21 protein-coding genes are annotated in these 22547 nt (G+C 69.6%); 19 read left to right on the top strand and 2 right to left on the bottom strand.

Going from position 1 to position 22547, the window contains the following annotated elements:
- Positions 1-52: 52 nt before the first annotated feature.
- From NGB36_RS28460 to NGB36_RS28480, 5 genes are all read left to right on the top strand, one after another.
- Entirely contained in the window at positions 53-235 is a 183-nt protein-coding gene (locus NGB36_RS28460; RefSeq protein WP_255923444.1) for an FxLD family lanthipeptide, read from the top strand.
- An 86-nt stretch (positions 236-321) separates the two neighbouring features.
- Positions 322-3396 carry a lantibiotic dehydratase gene (locus NGB36_RS28465; protein WP_255923445.1) on the top strand — a complete coding sequence of 1025 codons (3075 nt, stop codon included), beginning with the start codon at positions 322-324 and terminating at the stop codon, positions 3394-3396.
- Complete coding sequence (locus NGB36_RS28470) at positions 3393-4667, top strand: lanthionine synthetase C family protein (protein WP_255923446.1); 1275 nt, start codon at positions 3393-3395, stop codon at positions 4665-4667. The genes NGB36_RS28465 and NGB36_RS28470 overlap by 4 nt, the downstream gene beginning before the upstream one ends.
- Before the next feature lie 24 nt (positions 4668-4691).
- Positions 4692-6773 (top strand): methyltransferase, FxLD system, encoded by a 2082-nt coding sequence (fxlM, locus tag NGB36_RS28475; RefSeq protein ID WP_255923447.1) that lies wholly within the window; start codon positions 4692-4694, stop codon positions 6771-6773.
- A gap of 81 nt (positions 6774-6854) precedes the next feature.
- A complete protein-coding gene (locus NGB36_RS28480; protein ID WP_255923448.1) occupies positions 6855-7946 on the top strand; it encodes a hypothetical protein in 1092 nt (363 codons plus the stop codon).
- Positions 7947-8217: 271 nt separating this feature from the next.
- Here the strand turns inward: NGB36_RS28480 and NGB36_RS28485 are convergent, their stop codons facing one another.
- Complete coding sequence (locus NGB36_RS28485) at positions 8218-8856, bottom strand: DJ-1/PfpI family protein (protein ID WP_255923449.1); 639 nt, start codon at positions 8854-8856, stop codon at positions 8218-8220.
- 172 nt (positions 8857-9028) lie between these two features.
- Here NGB36_RS28485 and NGB36_RS28490 point away from each other — a divergent pair, with 172 nt between their 5' ends.
- Positions 9029-9343, top strand: a complete 315-nt coding sequence (locus tag NGB36_RS28490) for a YciI family protein (protein WP_255923450.1) — start codon at positions 9029-9031, stop codon at positions 9341-9343.
- Between the two features lie 49 nt (positions 9344-9392).
- Here the strand turns inward: NGB36_RS28490 and NGB36_RS28495 are convergent, their stop codons facing one another.
- Positions 9393-10205, bottom strand: a complete 813-nt coding sequence (locus NGB36_RS28495) for a hypothetical protein (RefSeq protein WP_255923451.1) — start codon at positions 10203-10205, stop codon at positions 9393-9395.
- 374 nt (positions 10206-10579) lie between these two features.
- Between NGB36_RS28495 and NGB36_RS28500 the strand changes: the two genes are divergently transcribed.
- The 13 genes from NGB36_RS28500 (at position 10580) to NGB36_RS28560 (ending at position 22135) form a co-directional block, all read left to right on the top strand.
- Positions 10580-11041 (top strand): ATP-binding protein, encoded by a 462-nt coding sequence (locus NGB36_RS28500; RefSeq protein ID WP_255923463.1) that lies wholly within the window; start codon positions 10580-10582, stop codon positions 11039-11041.
- Positions 11042-11133: 92 nt separating this feature from the next.
- The gene (locus NGB36_RS28505) at positions 11134-11733 is read left to right on the top strand and encodes a hypothetical protein (protein ID WP_255923452.1); all 600 of its coding nucleotides are present in this window, start codon (positions 11134-11136) and stop codon (positions 11731-11733) included.
- Positions 11727-12599: a hypothetical protein gene (locus tag NGB36_RS28510; RefSeq protein WP_255923453.1), complete on the top strand. Its 873-nt coding sequence runs from the start codon at positions 11727-11729 to the stop codon at positions 12597-12599. Before NGB36_RS28505 ends, NGB36_RS28510 begins: the two co-directional genes overlap by 7 nt.
- Positions 12600-12848: 249 nt before the next feature.
- Positions 12849-13457, top strand: coding sequence for an SAF domain-containing protein (locus NGB36_RS28515; RefSeq protein WP_255923454.1), 609 nt, complete (start codon positions 12849-12851; stop codon positions 13455-13457).
- Between the two features lie 239 nt (positions 13458-13696).
- Positions 13697-14287 (top strand): CpaE/TadZ family protein, encoded by a 591-nt coding sequence (locus NGB36_RS28520; protein WP_255923455.1) that lies wholly within the window; start codon positions 13697-13699, stop codon positions 14285-14287.
- A 41-nt stretch (positions 14288-14328) separates the two neighbouring features.
- Positions 14329-15636 carry a TadA family conjugal transfer-associated ATPase gene (locus NGB36_RS28525; RefSeq protein ID WP_255923464.1) on the top strand — a complete coding sequence of 436 codons (1308 nt, stop codon included), beginning with the start codon at positions 14329-14331 and terminating at the stop codon, positions 15634-15636.
- A gap of 7 nt (positions 15637-15643) precedes the next feature.
- Complete coding sequence (locus tag NGB36_RS28530) at positions 15644-16588, top strand: type II secretion system F family protein (protein WP_255923456.1); 945 nt, start codon at positions 15644-15646, stop codon at positions 16586-16588.
- The gene (locus NGB36_RS28535; protein WP_255923457.1) at positions 16585-17496 is read left to right on the top strand and encodes a type II secretion system F family protein; all 912 of its coding nucleotides are present in this window, start codon (positions 16585-16587) and stop codon (positions 17494-17496) included. Before NGB36_RS28530 ends, NGB36_RS28535 begins: the two co-directional genes overlap by 4 nt.
- A gap of 38 nt (positions 17497-17534) precedes the next feature.
- Positions 17535-17750: a hypothetical protein gene (locus NGB36_RS28540; RefSeq protein ID WP_255923458.1), complete on the top strand. Its 216-nt coding sequence runs from the start codon at positions 17535-17537 to the stop codon at positions 17748-17750.
- Positions 17751-17848: 98 nt separating this feature from the next.
- Positions 17849-18295 (top strand): TadE/TadG family type IV pilus assembly protein, encoded by a 447-nt coding sequence (locus NGB36_RS28545; protein ID WP_255923459.1) that lies wholly within the window; start codon positions 17849-17851, stop codon positions 18293-18295.
- 5 nt (positions 18296-18300) lie between these two features.
- Positions 18301-18801, top strand: coding sequence for a TadE/TadG family type IV pilus assembly protein (locus NGB36_RS28550; protein WP_255923460.1), 501 nt, complete (start codon positions 18301-18303; stop codon positions 18799-18801).
- A complete protein-coding gene (locus NGB36_RS28555) occupies positions 18798-19265 on the top strand; it encodes a hypothetical protein (protein WP_255923461.1) in 468 nt (155 codons plus the stop codon). The genes NGB36_RS28550 and NGB36_RS28555 overlap by 4 nt, the downstream gene beginning before the upstream one ends.
- Positions 19262-22135 carry a BTAD domain-containing putative transcriptional regulator gene (locus NGB36_RS28560; protein WP_255923462.1) on the top strand — a complete coding sequence of 958 codons (2874 nt, stop codon included), beginning with the start codon at positions 19262-19264 and terminating at the stop codon, positions 22133-22135. The genes NGB36_RS28555 and NGB36_RS28560 overlap by 4 nt, the downstream gene beginning before the upstream one ends.
- The last annotated feature ends 412 nt before the right edge of the window (positions 22136-22547 follow it).

The following is a 22547-nucleotide window of genomic DNA, read 5'->3' on the forward strand; positions in this document are numbered from 1 at the left end:
CGGCGGCGCGCCATGTACGTCCGTAACGTCCCTACGATTCATGGGAGTTGCCATGAAACGAAGCACCGATCCGAGCACCACGCAGGTCCGCCCGCAGACGCCGCAGTCGACGACGTCCGACGGCTTCGAGCTGGACGTCACCCTGCTGGAAGTGTCCGACGCTGCCAGCCTCACCAACCTGACTGACGACGGCTGCGGCGAGACCTGCGGCGCCTGCACCACCAACGTGGCCTGACCCGAGGCGCACGTCATCCCGGGCCGGTGTCTTCGCGCTGCGGGCCGCGAGGGCACCGGCCGCCCGCCTGGACCACGGAGGTTGTGATGGCTTCGAGCACCGCGTTCCGCGCCGGTAAGACCGCTCTCGTCCGTGCGGTCGCCCGACCGGAGCTTCCCGTTTCACCGTGCCCCGACCTCGACGACCCTTCCCCTCGCGGCGCAGCTGCACGGCTCGCGTGGCTGCGGGAGGTGTGGTCCGAGGAGGACGTTGCCGAGGCGCTGCAACACGCCAGCGCTGCCCTGGCCTCCCAGGTGCGTGTCTTGTGCTCATCCGGCACCCCGGCCGAGCGTGATGTGCGCCGCGCGGTCGCCTCCGTGGCCCGCTATGTGTTGCGAGCCGAGCACCGGGCGACTCCGTTCGGCCTGTTCGCCGGCGTGACCTCAGCCACCTTCGGACCACGAGCGGGCTCGACATGGGGCTTGGATCACGTGGTCATCGGCAGGGCGAGCGCGGAGTGGCTGACGGCTGTTGTCGAGCGGCTGGAGTCGTGCCCCGGACTGCTGGAGCGTCTTTTGGTGGTCGTCAACAACGCCGTCGCACGACGTGGTGATCGGCTCATCGTGCCGTACACCTGCGAGCCCCGAAGTGGCCGGAGTCGTGCGGTCGAGACATCCATCGGCCTGACGGAGCCGGTGCGGGCGGTCCTGGATGCGGCCGGGGCACCGATCCGCGCTGGTGTTCTCGCTGACAAGCTTGCTGCGGACTTCCCCACAGCAGGGTTGGATAAGGCGCATCGGCTGGTGCAGGAGTTGATCCGGTACCAGGTGCTGATCACCAATCTGCACGCGCCGAGCACTGACACCGACGCCCTGGGCTACCTGGTCGACCAGCTCGACGCCGTGGACGCCGGCACCGTGGCTCCGGCCGCTGATACGATCCGCAACCTGCACTTCGTGCACAACAATTTGCGTGAGTGCGGCATCCGCAGTAGCCGGGACCGCATCACCGCACGGATGCAGGCTCTGGTCCCGGGCCTTCGCCGCCACCCCCTCGCTCTCGACCTGCGTCTGGACGCCCGCGTCGAGCTGCCCGAGGAGATCGCCCGGGAGATCGAGCGTGTCGCCTTGGTCCTGACCTGGGTCAGCGCCCTCCCGTACGGAACGGCGGCGTGGAAGGCGTATCAGCGGCGGTTTTACGAGCGGTATGGCATCGGCACGATGGTGCCGCTCAAGGAGGTCGTCGCGGACAGCGGTACCGGTCTGCCTGACGGGTATCCGGGCGCCCCGGCCGACGGGCGCCGCCCCCGGCTCTCCGAACGGGACGACAGCTTGGTGCGCCTCGCGCAGGCCGCCGTCCTCGATGGCCGCGACGAGGTGGTCCTGACCGACGAGTTGATCGCCGCGATGGACGTGGGGCCCGAGCACCCAAGGGTGCCGCCCCACCTGGAGGTCGGTGTCCGGGTGCACGCCTCCAGCGCTGAGGAGCTTGACCGCGGGCGGTTCCGGCTGGAGGTCGTGAGCGTGTCCCGCGGCGTCGGAGTCACCACGGGCCGGTTCCTCAGCGTGCTGGCCCCCAAGGACCGAGAACGTCTGGCCGCGGAGCTGGCCGACCTGCCGACCGCGGATGCAGGCACCGTTCCCGCTCAGTTGTCCTTCCCGCCGCTGCTGTCCAGGAGCGCCCATGTCGCGCGCGCCCCGCAGGTCCTGGCCAGCGTGATCAGTGTGCAGGAGCACCGCGCCGACCCAAGCGGGGATGTGCTCACGCCTGACGATCTCGCGGTGGCTTGCGACGGTCGCCGCATGTATCTGGCCGCACCCCAGCGCGGACACCGGATCGAGGCCGTGGGGATGCACGCGCTGAACCTCAAGGAGCACACCCCGCCGCTGGTGCGGTTCCTCACCGAGCTGTCCCGCGCTCAGTGCGCGCAAGTCACGCTGTTCGACTGGGGCGCCGCAAACGCGATGCCGTTCCTGCCCCGACTGCGCTACGGACGCACAGTCCTGGCTCCCGCACGGTGGCGGCTGGAAGCGCCGGAGCTGCCCGGCCGCGACCGCCCCCGGGCCGAGTGGGAGACGGCTCTCCGCGAGTGGCGGAGCCGGCGGCGGATGCCGCAGCGGGTCTACCTGGCCGAGGACGACCGCCGCCTCCTCCTCGACCTCGACCAGGCCGGACACCGAACCTTGCTGCGCCAGCACCTGAACCGCGCCCGCCTGGTAGTTCTCGTCGAAGCCCCGGAAGTTGACGCGTACGGCTGGTGCGATGGCCGTGCGCATGAGGTCGTGGTACCGCTGGAGGCGACGCGGCCACCGGGGTGGCCAGCCCTGCCGGCCCCCGCGCCGGCCCGCACCTTTTCTCCGGCGCAGATCCAGTCTCCGGGCGTCTCGCCGGTGTTGCTGGCTACTTTGTACGGCGACCTGCGCCGCCAGGACACCCTGCTCACCCAGCATCTCCCAGACCTGCTGGATCGACTCGGCGGTCCGCCGTGGTGGTTCATCCGCTTCCGCGACCCCCACCAGCACTTGCGGGTGCGCATCTCATTGCCCGACCTCGATGCCTTCGCCGAGACCGCCCGATCGGTCAGCACGTGGGCCGACGAGCTGCGCGCCGCCGGATTGCTGTCGGATCTGCGTTTTCCCACCTCGTACCAAGAGATGGGCCGTTGGGGCTCCGGCGCCGCCTGGGACGCCGCCGAGGAAGTGTTCCGCGCGGACTCGCGCGCCGTCGTCGCTCAGCTCTCCCAGCCCCAGCGCCCGCACCAGCGTGCGCTGGTGGCCGCGCACTCCATCGCCATCGCCACGGCGTTCCTCGGCAGTACCGAGGCCGGGATGCGCTGGCTGATCGACCACATTCCGCCCACCGCGCCCGCACCGGTGCCGCGCCCGGAATTCGCCGAGACCGTACGGCTCGCAGATCCGTCCAACGACTGGGCGGCATTGCGCACCGTTCCCGCAGGGCAGACCATCGTGGAGGCGTGGGCCGGTCGCGACGCGGCGCTCGCCGCCTACCGGCCGCACCTCCCCGGCTCGCACACCCAGGGCATCGCCCTGGACGACGTCCTCTCATCGCTGCTGCACGTCCATTTCGTACGGCACATCGCGGTCGACTTCCCCGAGGAAGCAGTCTGCCTCTACCTCACGCGCGCCACCGCCCTGGCCTGGATGTCCCGGAGGGCACGGTGACCCACCCGCTCGCGCTCAAGGTGGCGGACGCGGTCGCAGACCTCCTGGCCGACCCCGACACCGCCCCGGTGAACCCTCGCACGACAATCACTCACCGGCAGCAACTCGCATACGGGCCACCGGGGATCGCCCTGCTGCACATCGAGCGCGCCGCATCCGGCATCGGGCCGTGGCAGCGCGCCCACGACTGGCTCGCCGTCGCTGCCCGGCAGCCGTTCACCAGCGGAGACGACAGCCACCCCTTCTACGGGGCCCCCGGCCTCGCACACACCGTGGCCTGCGCAGCCGAGCACCTGCCCGGCCCGTACCAGCGCGCCCTGGACACCCTCGATGCGCAGATCGCCACCGACATCCGCCGGCGCCTCGGCGCCGCGCACCGCCGCCTCGACGCCAAACTCCTCCCGCAGCTGGCGGAGTTTGACGCGATCCGCGGGCTCACCGGCTACGGCGCCTATCTCCTGCATCGCAACCCCGGCAGCGATGCCGTGCGGACCATCCTCGACTACTGCGTCCGCCTCACCGAACCGATCACCGATTGCGGCGACGTCCTGCCGGGGTGGTGGACAGCGAGCGGACCCTCGGGCCGACCGGACGAGAAGTTCCCCGGCGGGCACGCCAACAACGGTGTCGCCCATGGCATCGCATCGGTCCTCGCGCTGCTGGCCCTGGCCGCCCGGCACGGCACCGTCGTCGACCGCCACCACGACGCCGTGCGCACCATCCTGGCGTGGCAGGACCGCTGGCGCCTCGACACCGACCGCGGACCGACCTGGCCGTACTGGGTCACCCGCGCCGAACTTCGCGCGGGACGGCTCGCTCCTTGCGCGCCGCGGCGGCCGTCGTGGTGCTACGGCACCGCGGGCCTCGCCCGGGCCCGGCAACTCGCCGCCCTGGCCCTGGGCGATGTTCGGCGCCAGATCGAGGCGGAGAACGCGCTGACCTCCGCACTCACCGATCCACTACAGCTCAAGGCCACCACTGACAACGGCCTGTGTCACGGCACCGCGGGCCTCGCGCACGTCGCCGCCCGGATGGCCGCTGACGCCCACCCCTCAACCGCCAGAGCGCTTCGCGCCACGATCCCGGCACTCCTGACTGCTATATACCCGCCAGGCACCGACCCGCGGGAGGCCGCCCTGACGATGGTCCAAGACGAGGAAGCCGGGCCCGGATTCCTCAACGGTGCCGCGGGCATCGCCCTGGCGCTCCAGACACCCGCCACCGCCGTACCGCCCCGCTCAGCGTGGGACGCCTGCCTGCTCATTGCCTGACCGTCGCCGACCGAAGGACCTGTCATGCCCACGGACTGGCACCAGCACAACATCACCTTCGCCGACCGCGAGACCGGCCACCGCGTCATCACCGAACGCCTCGGCCCTGCCCTCCTCGCGGCTGAGGACTCCGGGCAACTCACCGGCTGGTGGTTCATGAACAAGCAGCCCTGGCCCTTGCGCTACCGCGCCGCCAAGCCGTCCCCACTGATTGAGTCACTGCTCACAGATCTCGTCGGCCAAGGCGCCGTCCACTCGTGGCTGCCCGGCATCTACGAACCGGAGACCACCGCGTTCGGCGGCCCCAAGGCCATGGACGCCGCCCACGACCTGTTCCACCAGGACAGCCGCCACCTGCTCACCTACCGGCCCGGCCCGGGCCACCTGGGCCGCAGGGAGACCGCCGTTCTCCTGATCAGCGCCATGATGTGGTCGGCTGGCCTGGACTGGTTCGAGCAGGGCGATGTCTGGGCGAAGGTTGCCGAACTGCGCCCGGCCACGACCGAACCGCTCGCCCCGGAGACGGCCAGTGCTCAGGTCCCGGCCATGCGCAAGCTGATGACCACCGACGCCCACAGTCTGTGCCGTCCGAACGGTCCGCTCGATGGGCACGCCGAGTGGGTGACCGCTTTCGAGCGGACAGGCGCCACCCTCGCTCACCTCGCCACCAGAGGCGGCCTCACCCGCGGCCTACGAGCCGTCATCACCCATCACGTGATCTTCCACGCCAACCGCGCAGGTCTCCACCGGGACGACCAGCACGCCATGTCCCACATCGCACGAGAGGTAGTCATGGGATCGAGTGACAACACCGCGTCTCCCAGTCAGGCCACGGCCGAGGCCGATAGCGTCAACGTGGTGAACACCGACATGCTCGCCACCCCCGAGGCCGACGCGCAACGGCTCCGCAACGCCCTGGTCGACTCGATCCGCGAATCCGGGTACGCCCGCACGGCCACTGTCGAGACCGCGCTGCGCACCGTGCCCCGCCACCTGTTCGTACCCGACGCGCCGCTCGAAGAGGCCTACGCCGACACGCCGGTCAACATCAAGTACGACACCGACGGCACGTCGATCTCCTGCGCCTCCCAGCCCGGAGTCGTCGCCCTCATGCTGGACCAACTGGAGGCGCGGCCTGGTGAACGCATTCTCGAACTCGGCGCAGGCACTGGTTACAACGCGGCCCTGCTCGCCTGCTTGGTCGGTGAAACCGGTCACGTCACCACCATCGACGTCGATGACGACCTCGTCGAAGGAGCCCGCGCACACCTCGCCACAGCCGGGTTCACCAATGTCGAGGCCCTGACCCGCGATGGGGCTGTCGGCCACGCCGAGGGCGCACCGTACGACCGGATCATCGCCACCGTCGGCTCACACGGTGTACCGCACGCCTGGATGCAGCAACTCGCCCCCGGCGGGCGGCTCGTGGTCCCCCAGCGCCTCAAGGGCAGCGTGTCCCGCTCCATCGCCTACGAGCAGCACGACGGCCGCTGGATGAGCGTCAGCAGCAAGATGAACACCTTCATGCCGCTACGAAAAGGCATTGCCGACGACGACCGCCGCGTCATCCCGCTCAGCACGGACGGCACCGTACGGCTCCAGGCCCCCGCCGGGCAGCACATCGACACCGACGCCTTGGCCGGAGTCCTGGACCAGCCGCGCACCGAGGAGTGGACCGGCATGATGGTCCGCGCCATGGAGTCGCCTGAGTGGATGGAGCTGTTCGTCACCTGCTGCCTGCCCAGCGGTCTGATCCGGATGCTGTTCCCGAAGGAAGTCAAGGGCACCCTCCTTACCGACGACCCCTACCCCTCCTCCGCCGCGTCCGTCGACAAGGGGGCTGTCACCTACCTCGCCCGCCGCCTGTCAGAGAAGAAGACCCCCGAGGGCGGCAAGCTCTGGGAATTCGGCGTCATCGGCCATGGGCCGGGCAGCGACGAGTTGACCGCGAAGGTCGCCGACGCGATCCGCACCTGGGACCGCGACTTCCGCGGGCGCGAAGCCTCCTTCGAGATCCAGCCGCTCGACGCCCCCGCGATCGAGCAGCAGCCCGGTCTCTTCGCCATCGACACCCCGCTGAACCGCATCGTCGTCGATTGGCAGTGACGCCCCGAGTACGGTGCCCGTCGCCGAGCGTCGACGGGCACCGCTGTCTTCACGCCTCCGTTCTTGCCTCCTGGGAGACCCATGGACCCGCACGGCCTCATAGCCCAGCGTTTTCCGCTCGTCGCCCGGTTCCGGCCCGCATGCCTGCCGCTGCCCGAGCGCGTGGGCGCGCTCGTCGACCTCGCGGACACCGCAACACGAAAAGCCGACCAGGGGCTAGCCTCGGCGGTCTTCAACCAGGCCGCGCTGATCGCCTCCGACGTGGGCGTTCCCGATCTGGCCCGCGAGATGTGCCACCAGCACGCCGCCGCCTACCTCCACGCCTGCCCACTGCCCGGCATGTCCGTGATCCGCGCCCTCGAGCCCGTCGTCAACCTCGCCCGCTTGCAGATCCGCGCCGGTCGCGCCGACGACGGCCGCCAGCGCCTCCTCGCCCTGTACGAAGCCGTCGACCAGGGCACAGCCGCTCAGTTCGAGGACGTCACCGTGCCCGCAGACCTCACCGCGTCTCCGGAAGATCGGCACGAGGTCCGCGCGTGGCTGTGGCGGGTCCTCCTCGCCGACGGCACACGCACCTTCACCATCGCCGGACGCTGGAACGAGGCCCTGGCGCACATCGAAGCCCATCGCGGTGTGGGTAAACGGATGCTCGACGGTCGCCAAGTCGCCGTCCTCTCAACCCTCACCACAGGCGACACGGCGGGCGCTGCGGCCCTGCTCGCGGACACGGCGCCCGGCGATCCATGGGAGCAGGCCGTCACGGCATGCCTGACCGCATTGTGCCGCCGTGACGCCGGGCAACTGACCGATGCCCACGTGAACGACCTGGTGAATACCTTCCATGAGTGGAAGGCCGAGCGTGGCATGACCGTTTTCGATATCCGGCTCGGCCTGACCACACTGGACGTCATCGGCATTGCTGATAACCCGGCGGCGCACCGCATCGTCGAAGACCTGGTTCGCCGGACAACCGAAGCCCGTGACGGATACGTGGCCCGCGAGATCCTGGCGCATCCGCTGTGCTCCGCTCTCATCACAGGCCAACAGACACACGACTGCAGCGACCTGATACGCACCTGCGCTCTCGGATCGCGTTCTCTCCCCCCGCGTTTGCAGAACGATCTCACCATCGCGCTGCGCACGAGCGACAAGGTGGTCCGGGAGAGTCTTTGACCAGAATCTGGCAAGTAGTCAAGGACGGCATCATGCCGATGCATTCTGCGGCCCAGGTCCAGCCTGACGACAGCCGTAGATCTCCGACCGCTGGCGTGCCCTCAGGCGCGCTGTGGCTGCCTACGGTTACCTCGCCGACCGACTCGGCGGCCCGGGCCCGGTTCCGGGCCGCTTCCGAAGGCGGGGTGGAGCTGGGTCCGGGTGTGTTGGCCCAAGAGCGCATCGTCAGCTTGAACCCCCGACCCGAACCGCCACTACCCGGCAGGCTGCTTCAGGTGAGGATGGTCAGGCGGCGGGATCGCAGGTTGTCGACGATCTCACGGGGTGCCGTGCGGGGCGAGCCTGCTTGGTAGGGCGGCCGTGGGTCGTACTCAAGGCCCAGCTGTATCGCCTGAGCCACCGGGTCCCCTGCGATGCGACCGGCCAGGTCGAGAGCCATGTCCAGACCCGCTGACACACCGGCGGCGGTGACGTACTTGCCGTCGACGACGACCCGTTGGTCCTCGACCGGGTGGGCGCCGAGCGGTGCCAACTGCTCGATTGCAAGCCAGTGCGTGGTCGCTCGGCGGCCGGCCAGGAGCCCTGCCGCTGCGAGCAGTAGTGATCCGGTGCAGACCGAGGTTGTCCAGGTGGTGTGTGCGTCGACAGCAAGCAGCCACTCCAGCACCGGCCCGTCGTCCATGTGTGCGTTCTGGCCCGGACCGCCGGGCACCACCACGAGGTCGGGCCGCAGCACATCGCCGAGCCCAGCCTCGGCCACTAATCGCAAGCTGCCGATCTCGTTCACCACCGGGCCCGGCTGCTCGGCGACGAACACCACCTCGGCCCCAGGCAGGTGGCTGAGCACGTCGTATGGCCCGACGGCATCGAGTGCGGTGAAGCGTTCGAAGAGCAGAATAGCTATCTGCATGGGAACCTACCTTTCTCGGCAAAGGGCCATTGCGCCGGCTGCGCCCCGGCGATCCTAGGCATGAGCGCCCCGCTTGATCATTCGCTACGTGGACAGCGTCGACCGCCGTGTTGTAGGCACTGTCGACAACCCCTTGGCGGGTGGCAGCCAAAGAACCCGACGGAGACGTGAGATGCACTACCTGGTCCTCGGCTATGACCACCCGGGCGAGGAGGGACGACGACGTCGCGCCCATGCCCGGGAGCGGCACCTTGCCCAAGCCGAGACGATGATCCAGGTCAAGGCCATCTTCGGGACCGCCACCCTCGACAACCACGGCGACATGATCGGTTCAATGCTGGTCATGGCCGCCGACTCCCGCGAAGATCTCGACGCATGGTTGCGAGTGGTGCCGTACGTGGTCGACGACGTCCGGCGCGACGTGCGCGTCCACCCGTGCCAGGCAGGGTCTGCTTTGCTGCCGACCGGCGATCAAGCCGCCGAGTGACCGGCTCACGCCAACCCGCCCCGCGGATCCGGCAACCGCACGCACCATGTCATGCCCGATCAGGACGGCGACTTACGTTCGGCTGTGCCCGGGTGCTGTAGCGAGGAGCCGGGCTGCGGGATGCGACGCCAGTCGTGTTCGGAACGGCCTGGCTACGCCACTGGGATGGCTCCGCGAGAATGTCAAGACTCATCTCGTATCGCTGGGCCAGCCCATGTTCACCGATGCCGTGTGCTGCTTCTTGGGCTGCGGTCGTCGCCACGAGGAGTTTGGGGATCAGGGTGTCGTCCTGCGGCAAGTTCATCAGGAGTTCGGCGAAGGCCAGTACTTGCCGGTGAGCGAACTGGAGCGTCGCACATTCTACTGGAAAGCCACTGATGTGATGCGCTGTCATTTTTGCTGGAGCGGAGTGCGGGTGGGCAGAAGCACGGTTAGCCGGGGTGCGGTCCCCATCGCCCTCGGGCAGAGCGGTGCGCGGGACCGGGATGAAGTGTCGCTGGTCGCTTCCTGTCCGGTGGTTGGCGTAGTGGAGCCAGTCGTTGGCCAGTGCGACGGCTGGGCAGGGGGCAGCCGCGATCCTCGTCAGGCCGTCGTCGGCCGGGACTGACCACGTCCGTGCCAGGGCGGCACCGGGCCATAGATCGCGTACGGAGACGGGGCTGCCTGTGGCTTCGGTGAGGAGTTGGGCGACGATGGCGGGGACCGGTTCGCGGGGGATGCGTCCCGCGTGGAGCCATTCGGAGACGGTGGAGCGGCGCAGATAGCCGTCACCGAGAAGGTCGTTCACGGCTCTGGTCAGGTGCGACGGCCGCCATCCGGCACGGTCGAGTTGCTCGGTGAGAGCGAGGTTCGGGCGGCGCATGATCGCCTCCGGCTATTCGGCGCCAAACGGGCAGCGTGGACCATAACGTCGTTGCCGGGCAGAGGGGAACCGGGACGCCCACGACCATGCGGTCGTCTCTCTTTGTATACGTCGGTTTTCGGGTAACGACGTCGCCGGCGGCCGGTGCCCCTCTTGCCGGGGTCGGGGTGTGGTGGTCGTGCATTCGCTGCGACCATCACGGAGGCACCGTTGATGCTGCCCGCCCTGTTCATTGCCACTCTGTTCCTTCCAGTGTTGCCAATCGCCGCACCGCTCGCCATCGGCGAAGCGCGGGCCATCGCCGGCCCCGGAGGCGGACGTCACCGCCGTGTCCCGGTTCGGGGCCGTCACGCGGCCCGCGGAGGTGCACGATGATGCGCCGCCGCCCCACCGCTGAATTGCTCTGCACCTGGACAAGTTGCACCCCAGGAGCAGCCGCCCGTGTCCGCACAGCCCTACGCCACGCTCTGGATAGAAGGCGAATCCCGGGGGAAGTGATCAGCGACACGGTCCTGGCCGTCTCCGAACTCGCCGCCAATGCCAGCGAACACGCCGAAGGGCCGTACGAGCTGTGGCTGCGCCCCACGGCGGCCGAACTCATCTGCGAAGTTCATGATCGCGATCCGCGCATGCCCGATCTCCCGGATTTTCCGGCCGTAACTCCGTTCGTTCCGGACCCTGAACATTGCGGGGGAGGGCTGGAGGCGTTGTGTGCGCTGATGTCGGAGCGCGGGCGCGGGCTGCAGATCGTCGATCATCTGACCGGCGGTCACTGGGGTTACCGGCTCACGAGAAACGGAAAGAAGAAGATCGCCTGGGTAACGGTGGGTATGTGATGAGACGTGGCGCACTGGACTGATTATCTCCCGTGCGCTGTCGCCGAGCCTGTTTCGTCGATTGCCTACCGCATATGCTACACACAGTTGCTATGCTGCTGCGCTCCGTGATAGCACTGGGTGGCGATTGGGGGTTGATGCGCGTGCGCAGAACATTCGAAGGCGTTGCCGTCGCCGCTGCGGTACTGCTCGCTCAGGGTGTCCTTGCCGGATGCAGCGGGGGCACGCAGGGGCATTCAGCGCAGGCTTCGCAGCATGAGAAACCCAGCGCGTCGGCTGCGATCCCCGCCCGTCAGCTGGCTGCTCTCTCGGCATATCGCGCCATGTGGAACGATCTCGTCCACGCCTCCCTCACAGCCGACGTGAACGCCCCGCAACTGAGCGACCACGCCTCTGCGGGCGCCTTGCAATTGTTGCGGTACGGGCTCGAACAGGAGCAGAAGGAAGGGGTCGTCAGCAAAGGCCAGCCGGTCCTGGACCCGGTAGTCGTCTCGAGCCAGCCCACGGCGCAACCGGTCAAATACGCCCTTCGGGACTGCTTCGACGACACGCATTGGTTGCAGTACACGAAGTCCGGCAAGCTCAAGAACGATGTTCCGGGAGGGCACCACCTCACTGACGCCACCGTCGAATTGAACGACGGCACGTGGAAGGTGACCTCTCTGTACCTCCACGAGGCCGGAACGTGCTGACGCACTCGAACGTGAGGCCGTGCCTTGTCGTCGTTGTGGTGATGGGCGTCCTCGGCGCGGTCGCGACGACAGTCGCGTACTCCGACGGCAATGCCGATCCTTGGACCGGAGTGGCCTGCACCGCCGCGCAATGCCAGGTGGGGGCCGGGACGCCAGGAAGGGCATCAGTCCCGGCACCTTCCGCTCAAACTGCCAATGCCCCAAAGCCGCAGGGCCACGAGGCCGCGAAGGCAGATGATCAGCCAGCCTCAACGGCCGCCTCGCCCTCGCCCTCGCCCACCGATTGCGCGCTGTTGGCCGGTGCCACGTGTTTCGGCCTGAAGACTCAGGGTGTGAACCCTGCCGCGCCCGCGGCAGCGGGATCACACGCGTCACCCGAGGCGCTGGCGCAGCAGGCTGTACGTCAGTTGCAACTGCCATTGCCGGTGATCCGGATGAATCCCGATGCGTCCGCTGCTCAGGTGGTGCGGGTGCCCACCTGGTTGTGGGTCGACCGGGGTGTGTGGCGGCCAGTGTCGAAGACGGTGCAGGTGCCGGGTGTGACGGTGACGGCGACGGCCACGCCGCAGCAGGTGATCTGGTCGATGGGGGACGGGGGCTCGGTGTCGTGCGCAGGGCCTGGTACGCCGTATTCGGCGGCGTATCCGGCGGATGCGTCGTCTCCGGATTGCGGCTACACCTACGTGCGCTCGTCGGCCGGGCAGCCGGGTGAGGCGTTCACGGTGACCGCGACGGTGGTGTGGACGGCGGTCTGGCACGGAGGCGGCCGGGGCGGCACCGTACCGGGCCTGAGGAGCAGGGCCCAGGTGTTGGTGCGGGTGAGTGAGGTGCAAGGCGTGATCGTGTCCGGGGACGGCGCGATATAACCCCTGCCCTGGAGCGGCCTTCGCGGGCGACTGCCTGGTATGCGGAACGATCGTCCTAATGTCCTGTGGGGAATTGACGTGGGTATCTCCTTCTCTGCTTCGGCTTCTACCTCTTCACCGTCGTCACGGTCTGTGCTGTCAGGTTCGGGCGCTACTTTCACCGCTTCTGGGTCCGGCCCTGATGGGGGCGGGCCGCGTGGTGCGCCGGGGCGGCTGCCGGCAGGTCGGGTACGGCGGCGGCCTGGGTTGGTGTGGGCGGGCATTGGCGTGGTGCTCGTCTGCTCGGTCGGCTTCACGACGGTGCTGGCACAGGCAGGGCGGACGGTGCCGGTGCTGGAAGTGGCCCGCCCGGTTCCGGCCGGGAGCGTGGTCACGGCTGGTGATGTGCGGGTGGTGCGGCTGGGCGTGCACGATGCGGGCGGCGAGGTCGTCCGCAAAGCACGGGAAGACTCGGCGCTCCGCCGGGTAGCCGTCGTGCCGCTCGTCCCAGGGGAGCTCTTGTCCCCGGGGCAGGTCGGTGGCCGGGCGGGGTTTCCGCCCGCGGGTAAGGCGCTGGTGCCGTTCGCGGTCGAGCCGGGCGGAATTCCGGCGGGCCTTGAGGCCGGCCAGCGCGTCGCGATCCTGCCCGGGTCCTCCGACACCGGTGGTACTGAGCCTTCGCCTACCTCGCCACCGGACGGTTCCACACCGGCCTCGGTGGTGGGGACGGTCATGAGCGTCACGGCGGCTTCCGCCGACGGCGGGTCGGCGGGGTCAGTGGTGACGGTGCTGTTGGACACGGCTGCCGCGAGCCGGGCGGCGCAGATTGCCCGGCCGCATCTGGTGGTGCTCAGCCCGACGGGCCGGGAGCTCCCGTAATGGGCGGGGCGCTGGTCGTGATCGGGTCGGTGAAGGGCTCGCCGGGGTGTACGACCCTGGCGTTGGCATTGGCGACGTGCTGGCCGAGAGGGGAACGACTTCCCGCGCCGCTGGTGGTGGAGGCGGACCCCGGCGGAGGTGATGTGGCAGCCCGGTTCGGGCTGGCGGAGTCACCGGGACTGGTGAGCCTGGCTGCTGCGGCACGGCGTCCGGCGTCACCACAGGTGCTCAGTGAATGCGTGCAAGTACTGCCTGGCGACCTGCATGTGATCGTGGGTCCGACTGGGGCCCAGCAGGCGGCTGCGGCGGTGGGTCTGTTCGCCGGGCAGGGGCCGGGGCTGCTGCGGGCCGGGATGGGCACCGCCGGTTCGGTACTTGTTGATGTGGGGCGTTTCCAGCCGCAGACGGTGGGGTTGGTGGCTGCGGCGGACCGGCTCCTGCTGGTGACTCGTGGCGAGGCGGACGCCTTGGCGCACGCTTCGGGGAAGGTCGAGGAGTACCACGGCGCGGGCTGTGATGTGGAGCTGGTGGTGGTCGGGCCGAGCCCCTACCCGGTGGCGGAGATCAGCAGCGTGCTGGGGGTGGAGCGCGTGCACCTGGTGCCATGGGAGGAGAAGACCGCCCGGGTCTTGCGCGGGCGTGGTGCCGTGCCTGCCCGGCGGTGGCGCAGCTCGCCCCTGGTACGTGACGCCACCGCGATGGCCCTCCACCTCATGCCACCCGTCGTCACGCGGCGCCCCGGCCATAACTCGGCTGTGCACGACGCTGTCCCCGCCCCGGTGGCGCAGACCGGCGGTCAGCCGTTGGCCGAGGCGGGTGAGCGAACGTGAGCAACCGCATCGACCATGTCTCCCCGTCGCTATCGCTGTCGATGGAAAGGGAGCGTCACCTGATCGAGACGCTGCGGGACCACGTGGCGGGACGGATGGCCGCCTACGCGCAGGCCAGGCAGGAGGCGGGGCTGCCGCCGGAGGATGCCGGGCAGCGCCGACAGGTTACGCGTCGTCTGCTGGCCGAGGGACTGGACGCCCACGCACAAGACCAACTCGCCGCCGGAAAGCCGACACTGGATACAGACGCGGAGGCGAGGATCGAGCAAGCGGTGCTGGGGGCGTTGTCCGGCCTGGGGCCGCTGGAGGCCTTGCTGGCGGATAAGCGGGTGGAAAACATCGCGGTCAACGGCGCCGATACAGTCTGGGTGCGGCATGCGGACGGCAGCAAGCACCGCCTCGCCCCGATCGCCGCGTCGGATGAGGAACTGGTGGAGCTGGTGCGGCAGATCGCCGCCCGCACCGGGCTGGAGGAACGCCGATTCGACCGCGCGGTTCCGAGGTTGAACATGTGCCTGCCGGACGGCTCCCGCCTGTTCGCCGTGATGTCGGTGACCGGCCGGGTGTCGCTGTCGATCCGCCGCCACCGCTACCGCGCCGCCACCCTCGACGACCTGGTGACGCTCGAGGTGTGTGATGAGGCGATGGCGCAATTCCTGGGCGCTCTGGTGCGCTCGCGTCGCAACCTGCTCATCGGCGGGGGCACCAACGTCGGCAAGACCACCGTCCTGCGCGCCCTCGCCTCGGCGATCCCGCCCGCCGAGCGGTTGGTGACGATCGAGGACACCTTCGAACTCGGCCTGGACGCTGACCCGGTGGCGCATCCGGACGTGGTGGCGATGCAGGCCAGAGAGGCCAACATCGAGGGCGAGGGGGCGATCGACCAGGCGGAGCTGGTGCGGTGGGGGCTGCGGATGTCTCCGGACCGGGTGATCGTCGGGGAGATCCGCGGGGCGGAGGTGGTGCCGATGTGCAACGCCATGTCCCAGGGCAACGACGGCTCTCTGTCCACGATTCACGCCTCCACCTCCCGTGGGGTGTTCACCAAGCTCGCCGCCTACGCAGCCCAGGCCCCGGAGCGGCTGTCGCTGGAGGCCACCAACCTGCTTGTGGCCTCGGCGGTGCACTTCGTCATCCACCTCGCCTGGGACACCAGCGGCCGGCGGACCATCGGCTCCATCCGGGAGATCATCGACGCCGACGGGGCCCAGGTGGTCTCCAACGAGGTCTACCGCCCTGGCCCCGACGGCCGGGCGGCACCCGCAGCCCCGTTGCGCACCGAAACCCAGGCCGCCCTGCTGGCGGCGGGCCTGGACGAGCGGGCGCTTCCTGCCCAGAGGGGATGGTGACCCACCGATGGGCCTCACCCTCCTGACCGGGCTGATCCTGGGGTCCGCCACAGGCGGCGGCCTCTGGCTGATCGTCCACGGAATCACCCGGCAGCACGAGCCCGGCGAATCGCGGAACCCGCCATCCCGGACGGCACGTTGGCGTGAGCGACTGCGGTGCTTCGGCTGGCGGCGCGCGTCCGTCGTCGCACTGGTCGGGCTGCTGGCGGGGATGGTGACGGACTGGCCGGTCGCCAGTGTGCTCGCTGCCCTTGCTGCCGGAGTACTGCCGAAGCTTGTTGGGCCGGACCGGGCTGCGCGGGCGCGGACGGAGCGGTTGGAGGCGGTGGCGGTGTGGGCGGAAATGCTCCGCGACACGCTGTCAGCCGCGGCCGGGCTGGAACAAGCCATCCTGGCCACCGCGCCACTCGCCCCGGATGCCCTGCGCCCGCACACCACCGCTCTCGCTACCCGGATCGAACGGGGTGAGGCACTGGGGGCCAGCCTGAGGCTGTTCGGGCAGGAGGTCGGCGACCCGGTGGTCGATGTGGTGGCGGTCGCATTGGTGATGGCGGCTGAGCGGCAGGCCCGTAAACTCGCCGACCTCCTCGGCTCGCTGGCGGCATCGACGCGGGAGCAAGTGGCGATGCGGTTGAAGATCGACGCGAGTCGGGCGCGGGTGCGGACCTCGGTGCGGGTCGTCACCGGCACCACCCTGGGTATGGCCGCAGGGCTCATGGTGCTCAACCGCCCGTATCTGCAGCCGTTCTCCGGTCTGACCGGACAGCTGATGCTCACCGTGGTAGGCGCCCTGTTCGCGGCAGGGTTCGCGTGGCTGGCCAGGATCGCTCACATCCCCGACGAGCCCCGCATCCTCGCCCCATCTGCCCTGTCGGCACCGAGCAGCCAGGCGACCTCAACCGGCCCGGTGCCACCGCAGGTGGCCGCGAAAACGACGGAGGCCAGGACGTGATCGGGATCGTGCTCGGCGCGCTGTTCGGCGCCGGAGTGCTCGCTGCGGTGCTCGGCCTGCGCCCGCCCCGCCCTTCCCTGGCAACCACTTTGGCGGCCCTGCAGCGACCGAGCCCCCGCCATACGGCGTCGCCGACGGATGGCCTGGAGCAGCAGTCCGCCGGTGGGTGGGCGGCGCGGTGGGGGCGGGTCGGAGTGCCGCTGCTGCGCGCGGCCGGGCTTCCGACCGCAGCGTTGCGCGCGGACCTGGAGTTGGTCGGAATGAGCGTGGAGCGGTACCTGGCCGAGAAGGCCGCGGCCACAGCAGTCGGTCTGATCGCCCCACCGGTCGTGATCGCCCTGGTCGGCGCTGTCCTGCACGCAGGGGTCGGTTGGTGGCTGCCGGTATGGTCGGCGCTGTTCAGCGCTGTCGTGATGTTCCGAGCCCCCGATCTGGGGGTGCGCTCGCAGGCTGCGGCGCGGCGCTCGGAGTTGCGGCATGCGCTCGCCGTCTTCCTCGACCTGGTGGTCATCGCCCTGGCCGGCGGTGCCGGCGTGCAGCAGGCGCTGACGGACGCGGCCGGAGCGGGGCACGGCTGGGCTGCAGCACGGATCCGGCGGGCTGTGGCCACCGCGAGCCTTGCCCGCACCGGCGTCTGGGACGAACTCGCCGCCCTCGGACAGGCCACCGGCGTCAGCGAGTTCTCGGAACTGGCTGCGACCGTAGGCCTGGCGGGTGCCGAAGGGGCGAAGGTCCGCCAGTCGCTTGCCACCAAGGCAGCGGCCATGCGCGCCCGCCGCCTGGCGGAGGCGGACGGTGCCGCCCAGGCCGCCACGGAGCGCATGTCCTTGCCGGTGGTGTTGATGTTCGCCGCCTTCCTGGTCTTCATCGGCTACCCGGCCATGATGCGCGTCCTGGTCTCCACGTAGACCCCGGAGCCTCCTTCCGTTCTTTCCCCGCCCTGCTCATGAAAGAGATCGAGATGGAACCAATGACCCATTACCTGCGGCACCAGGTACGGCGCCTGGTGGTCCGGTTGCGCGAGTGCGCCAGGGATGACGCGGGATACTCGACCGAGACCGTGATCATCACCGCGCTGCTCGCCGCTTTGGCGATTGCGGCGGTCGCGGTCATCACGGCCAAGGTCATGGCCAAAGCCCGAGGGATCAACCTGGGGGGCTGACGATGCCTCGTCTTGCCCTCCAGTTGCTCCGTCGACGCGGCGCCGCAGGAGCGCGCGCTTCCCGTTCCACGCGCAACGCGAGCGCTGTCGGCGGCTGGATGCACCGTAAGGCGGCGCATTGCCGTGTTCCTGCCCTTGCTCTGCTCCGGCGATGCCGCACCGCCGGCAAGGATGCTGGTGCGTCGGCAACGGAGACGGTCATCGTCACGCCATTGCTGCTGGTGTTGCTACTGCTGATCGTGCAATTCGCGCTCGTGGAGCATGCGCAGCACATCGCGCAGACGGCGGCTGCCCGGGCACTGGCGGCGGCTCGGGCGCAGGACAGCAACGCAGCCGCAGGCCGGGCCCAAGCGGCCCGCACGCTGACGGCGATTGGGCACGGCGTGCTGCTCGCGCCGACCGTCACCGTTCAGCGGAGCGCGCGCACCGCGAAGGCGGTCGTACGCGGGAGAGTGGAAGCGCTGATCCCGGGGTTGCAGCTTGATGTCTCCGCACACGCGGCAGGTGCCGTCGACCGGTGGACACCGGCTGGACGCCAAGGGTGAGTAGCGTGCGGCAGCGAGCATCCCAGCGCCTGCATCGGCCCTCGATCCGCCGCCACGCTCTTACCGATACCGAGGAGGGTATCCACAGGCGTGCGGCGGGGCTGTGGAGGACGGAAGAGGGCTCGGCCGCGACCGAACTGGTGGTGGTCACGCCGTTGCTGGTGCTGGTGCTGCTGGTCATGGTGGCCTTGGGACGGCTGGCGACCGCGCGGCTGCGGGTGGATGACGCCGCGCACCAGGCTGGCCGCGCTGCCACGTTGGCCCGCACCCCGGATCAGGCGCGGCGGCAGGCCGGTGCTGCGGCGGGAGCGGCGCTGTCCGCCTCCAGTCCGGCCTGCACACGCTCCACCGTGCAGACGGATACCGGTGCGTTCGCCCCGGGTGGTGTGGTACGCGTGACGGTGGCCTGCACCGCCGCCCTCGGCGTGGTCGGTCTGCCGGGCCACGTGACGATCACGCGTACAGCTGTCTCCGCTATCGACTCCCACCGAGGAGTAAGCAGATGATCAGGCATCAGCGGTCATCCGGCCGCAAATCGGTGGGATGGGATGTAGAGACGGGGCAGACGACGGCGTTCGTCGTCGTGCTCTTCGCGGGCCTGTTCCTGTTCGCCGGGCTGGTGCTGGACGGTGGCGTGGCGCTGGCCGGGAAGGTGGCCGCCGCAGACGAGGCGGCCGAAGCCGCCCGCACCGGAACCCAGCAACTCCAGATCTCCCAGGTCCGCGCCCGCCAGCGCGTCCGGATCGACCCTGGGCGGGCGGTCCAGGCAGCGCTGGCCTACGTGCACGCCGCCGGAGACACCGGCCAGGCCCACGCCGCCGGGAACACGGTAAGCGTCCAGGTCACGCACCGTCAGCACACCCAGATCCTGTCCTTGGTCGGCATGGATGATCTGGTCACGACCGGACGAGCCACCGCCCGCGCCGAGCAGGGGATCACCACACCGTGGCGAAATGAGGTAACGCCATGACACACTCTGGCAGTTCGTGTCGGCGCCGTCTTGGCGCGGCGCTGCAACTTCTCGTGTCCTTGATCGCCTTGCTGGCCATCACCGTGGGCGCCCCGATCGTCCTTGCCTGGTCGGTCGGCACTCCATGGCCCGCCTCGGTCACCTCACTCAGCGATCTGATGGAGCGTCTGTCCGAGCCGGTCAGCGACCCGTTCCTCACCAAACTTCTCGCCCTGATCGCCTGGTGGTGCTGGGCGGCGTTTATGGTCACACTCGTGCGGGAGGCGTTCTGGGCGGCACGGGAGCTGCCGGCGTTCTTCCGGGACGGCACGGTACTGCGCCACCGTCTGCGGACCGTACCCGCCCACCAGGCCGCTGCCGCCTTCCTCACCGGCACGCTGCTGCTCGCCCTGGCGACCATGTGGCGCCCGCAGGCGGCCAGTGCCCAACAGCCTTACTCCACCAGCGAGATCCGGCCACACATCGCGGCCACGGCACCGCTCACCTCCGCCCCGACCCCGCGGTCGGCCCCTTCCACAGCGGTAACTGCGAACCCGCGCACCCAGGCCGCGAACCGGGGTCATCGTCCAGCGTGGCCCGGACCGCATACGCTGGGCGAGGCGGCCCGTTATGCGGAGTACACAGTCCGCGAAGGCGACACCTTGTGGGACATCGCCCGAGCCCACATGGGAGATCCGCTCGCCTGGCCGCGGATCTACGCGCTCAACAAGGACCGCGTCCAAAGCGACGGAGCCCAGCTGCACGATCCCGACCAGATCACGCCCGGCTGGCGGCTGGCCATCCCCAACAGCCAGACCACCACGCCGCCACCCGCGCCTGCTCCCGCCCCGGCGGACCGCACACCGGCTGCCGGTGAGGCCGGGCCCGTATCACAGGTCGCCCCCGCACCCCACATCGCTCGGCCCGGCACCAGCATGAGCGTTCACGCAGACACCGATCACGCGCAGACCAGGCCCGGCAGGCGCCACGAGCCGACGACCCGCCGACCGGGCACGCAGCGAGGTCCGGCGGCGGTCGACCTGGGCGAGGCGGGCCTGATCGGCATTACGGCCGCGGTCGGCCTGCTGGCCGCGCGCCACTACTTGTGGGCACACCAAAGCCGCCACCGTAAACCGGACCTGACGGCCTTGACGGCAGAGTTGCCCTCATTGAGCACGGTGGTCTCCCGGGCTACCCGGGCCGCCCGCGAAGCCACCATGCCGCCCCGCCCGTACGACCCGGATTCGCTGATCCCCCGCCGCGTCCCGCCCCAACGCCCGCAGCGCCCCCGGACCGTCACCATCGGCGAGCGGGACAACACTGAGGTCACCCTCGACGAACTGGCCATCCCAGGTGGCTGCACGTGGACCGGCCCCGGCGCCGAAGGCGCCGCACGTGCCCTGCTGGTCGGTATCCTCACCGCAGCCGAACGCCAGCGCCGCAAACCCGCACGGGTTACGGCCGTCGTCCCCAAAGACGTGGCCGAGCACCTGCTGCCCGGTCTGCCACCGCAGTTCACGGCCCTGACTCAAAAGTGCGACATCGCGCAGACCATCGAAGCCGCCGAGCAGCACCTGATCGCCCACGCCCGCACTCACGACGAACAAACTCACGACGACCACGACACGCCTCACACGGTCACCGGAGCCGCGGACACCACCGAGCAGACCGACCCGGGCACACTGATCCTGCTCACCGTACCGGATGCCGCCCATAGCGGACAGCTTCAGGCGCTGGCGGCCCGCAGCGACCCCGACGCCTTGATCGTCCTTGCCCTGGGCGCTCCGCTTCCGGGCGCTGCCTGCTGGAGTATCGCCGCCGACGGAACCACCACGAGACCCGGCGCACAAGGGCAACACCCCAGCGGGCTACGGCTGTTCCACCTCACCCCCGACGCCGGGCTCGACATGACCGAGATGCTTCTGGGCGCCCATGGCCAGCGTCCCCGCCTGCGCCTCCTGCCCACTCCTCGCCCCGAACACTCCGAGCACCCCGGGATCGTGACCAACCCCGCATGCGAGCCAGAGCCGGAGGCAGAGCCTCAGCCCGAGACGCAAGCAGCGCCCGCCGCCTCACACACGACCGACGTGCTACGCCCGGCGCAGACCAACCCGGTGCGCCTCCACGTCCTCGGACCGGTCACCTTGTACGCCCGCGGCCTCCAAGAGCCCTTCGGCACCAACCTGCGCAGTGAAGTCCATGAATTCCTCGCCCTGCTCGCCGCCCACCCCGCAGGACTCCTGGCCTCGGACATCGCCGACAAACTCCGCCTCGACACGGAATCCGAACAACTCGCGCTGAAAAACCTGCGCCGCGCCGTACGCCGCGCCCTGCGCGCCGCGACCGGCATCACCACACAAGAATTCATCCTGCTCCACGGAGAACTCCACAAACTCAACCCACAACTGGTGGAAACCGACCTCGCGGACTTCACCCACCATCTGAAGCAGGCATTCCCCACAACCGGAAAAACCGGCACGGAAGACATGAGCAACGGCACGCTGCCCGCGCTACGGGAGGCACTGTCCCACTACCGCGGACCCTTCGCGCACAGCGGTGACTACCTGTGGGCCGACGCCATCCGCGAACACCTCGCCACCCAGGCCACCGACGCGGTCCTACGCCTGGCCCACCACGCCGAACGCGCCGACGCCGATCCGAGTGAGCGGGACGCCGTCCTGCCACTGCTGGAACACCTGGCCGCCATCCACCCCGACCACGAACGGCTGGTCCAGCAGGCCATCCGCCTTTACCAAGACGCCGGACGCCACGACGCCGCCCACCACTCCTACACCCGCCTGCAGCGGCACCTCGCCGAACTCGGCCTCGAACCCGAGCCGGCCACCCAGGCCCTCATCACGCCACGCACCCGCTCCCGCCAGGCACGCTAAAAGGTAAATCTGCAGGTCACAGCCCCTGCGGGCGCACCGGCCGAGGGCGGGTGGCTCGATGTCGTCTACCCCGTCGTATCCGGGCTCGTATCCGGGGCCGTTTCCGTGTGCGCGCTTGGATACGACACCCCGCCCCCGCACACAAGCGCAGGCCACGGGGCCTACGAGCCACCCGCCGGCGAGGGCGCCTGTATATCGGTGCAGCAAAAGCATCCCGATCTACCCGTAAATCCCGCCCGGCCCCACGAACGCTCACACAAGGCCAGGCACAGCCAGAGCCACACCCATCCAGCCTGTCTCCTCCTCAATCTCTCCAACTCAGCCCCCAGATAGCCACATAGAGCCCCTACACACCGCGCCCCGTCCAGGTACGTGCGCGAGGCGCGGTGTGTAGGGGCTCTATGTGGCTATC

The sequence above is a fragment of the Streptomyces humicola genome, from assembly GCF_024436035.1.
Classification (GTDB): Bacteria; Actinomycetota; Actinomycetes; order Streptomycetales; family Streptomycetaceae; genus Streptantibioticus_B; species Streptantibioticus_B humicola.

What these genes read in the sequence shown, in the direction of transcription:
- NGB36_RS28460 (WP_255923444.1), top strand. Translation starts at nt 53, where the DNA reads ATGAAACGAAGCACCGATCCGAGCACCACGCAGGTCCGCCCGCAGACG.
- NGB36_RS28465 (WP_255923445.1), top strand. Translation starts at nt 322, where the DNA reads ATGGCTTCGAGCACCGCGTTCCGCGCCGGTAAGACCGCTCTCGTCCGT.
- fxlM (WP_255923447.1), top strand. Translation starts at nt 4,692, where the DNA reads ATGCCCACGGACTGGCACCAGCACAACATCACCTTCGCCGACCGCGAG.
- NGB36_RS28480 (WP_255923448.1), top strand. Translation starts at nt 6,855, where the DNA reads ATGGACCCGCACGGCCTCATAGCCCAGCGTTTTCCGCTCGTCGCCCGG.
- NGB36_RS28485 (WP_255923449.1), bottom strand. Translation starts at nt 8,856, where the DNA reads ATGCAGATAGCTATTCTGCTCTTCGAACGCTTCACCGCACTCGATGCC.
- NGB36_RS28490 (WP_255923450.1), top strand. Translation starts at nt 9,029, where the DNA reads ATGCACTACCTGGTCCTCGGCTATGACCACCCGGGCGAGGAGGGACGA.
- NGB36_RS28495 (WP_255923451.1), bottom strand. Translation starts at nt 10,205, where the DNA reads ATGCGCCGCCCGAACCTCGCTCTCACCGAGCAACTCGACCGTGCCGGA.
- NGB36_RS28500 (WP_255923463.1), top strand. Translation starts at nt 10,580, where the DNA reads ATGCGCCGCCGCCCCACCGCTGAATTGCTCTGCACCTGGACAAGTTGC.
- NGB36_RS28505 (WP_255923452.1), top strand. Translation starts at nt 11,134, where the DNA reads ATGCTGCTGCGCTCCGTGATAGCACTGGGTGGCGATTGGGGGTTGATG.
- NGB36_RS28525 (WP_255923464.1), top strand. Translation starts at nt 14,329, where the DNA reads ATGGAAAGGGAGCGTCACCTGATCGAGACGCTGCGGGACCACGTGGCG.
- NGB36_RS28530 (WP_255923456.1), top strand. Translation starts at nt 15,644, where the DNA reads ATGGGCCTCACCCTCCTGACCGGGCTGATCCTGGGGTCCGCCACAGGC.
- NGB36_RS28540 (WP_255923458.1), top strand. Translation starts at nt 17,535, where the DNA reads ATGAAAGAGATCGAGATGGAACCAATGACCCATTACCTGCGGCACCAG.
- NGB36_RS28545 (WP_255923459.1), top strand. Translation starts at nt 17,849, where the DNA reads ATGCACCGTAAGGCGGCGCATTGCCGTGTTCCTGCCCTTGCTCTGCTC.
- NGB36_RS28555 (WP_255923461.1), top strand. Translation starts at nt 18,798, where the DNA reads ATGATCAGGCATCAGCGGTCATCCGGCCGCAAATCGGTGGGATGGGAT.
- NGB36_RS28560 (WP_255923462.1), top strand. Translation starts at nt 19,262, where the DNA reads ATGACACACTCTGGCAGTTCGTGTCGGCGCCGTCTTGGCGCGGCGCTG.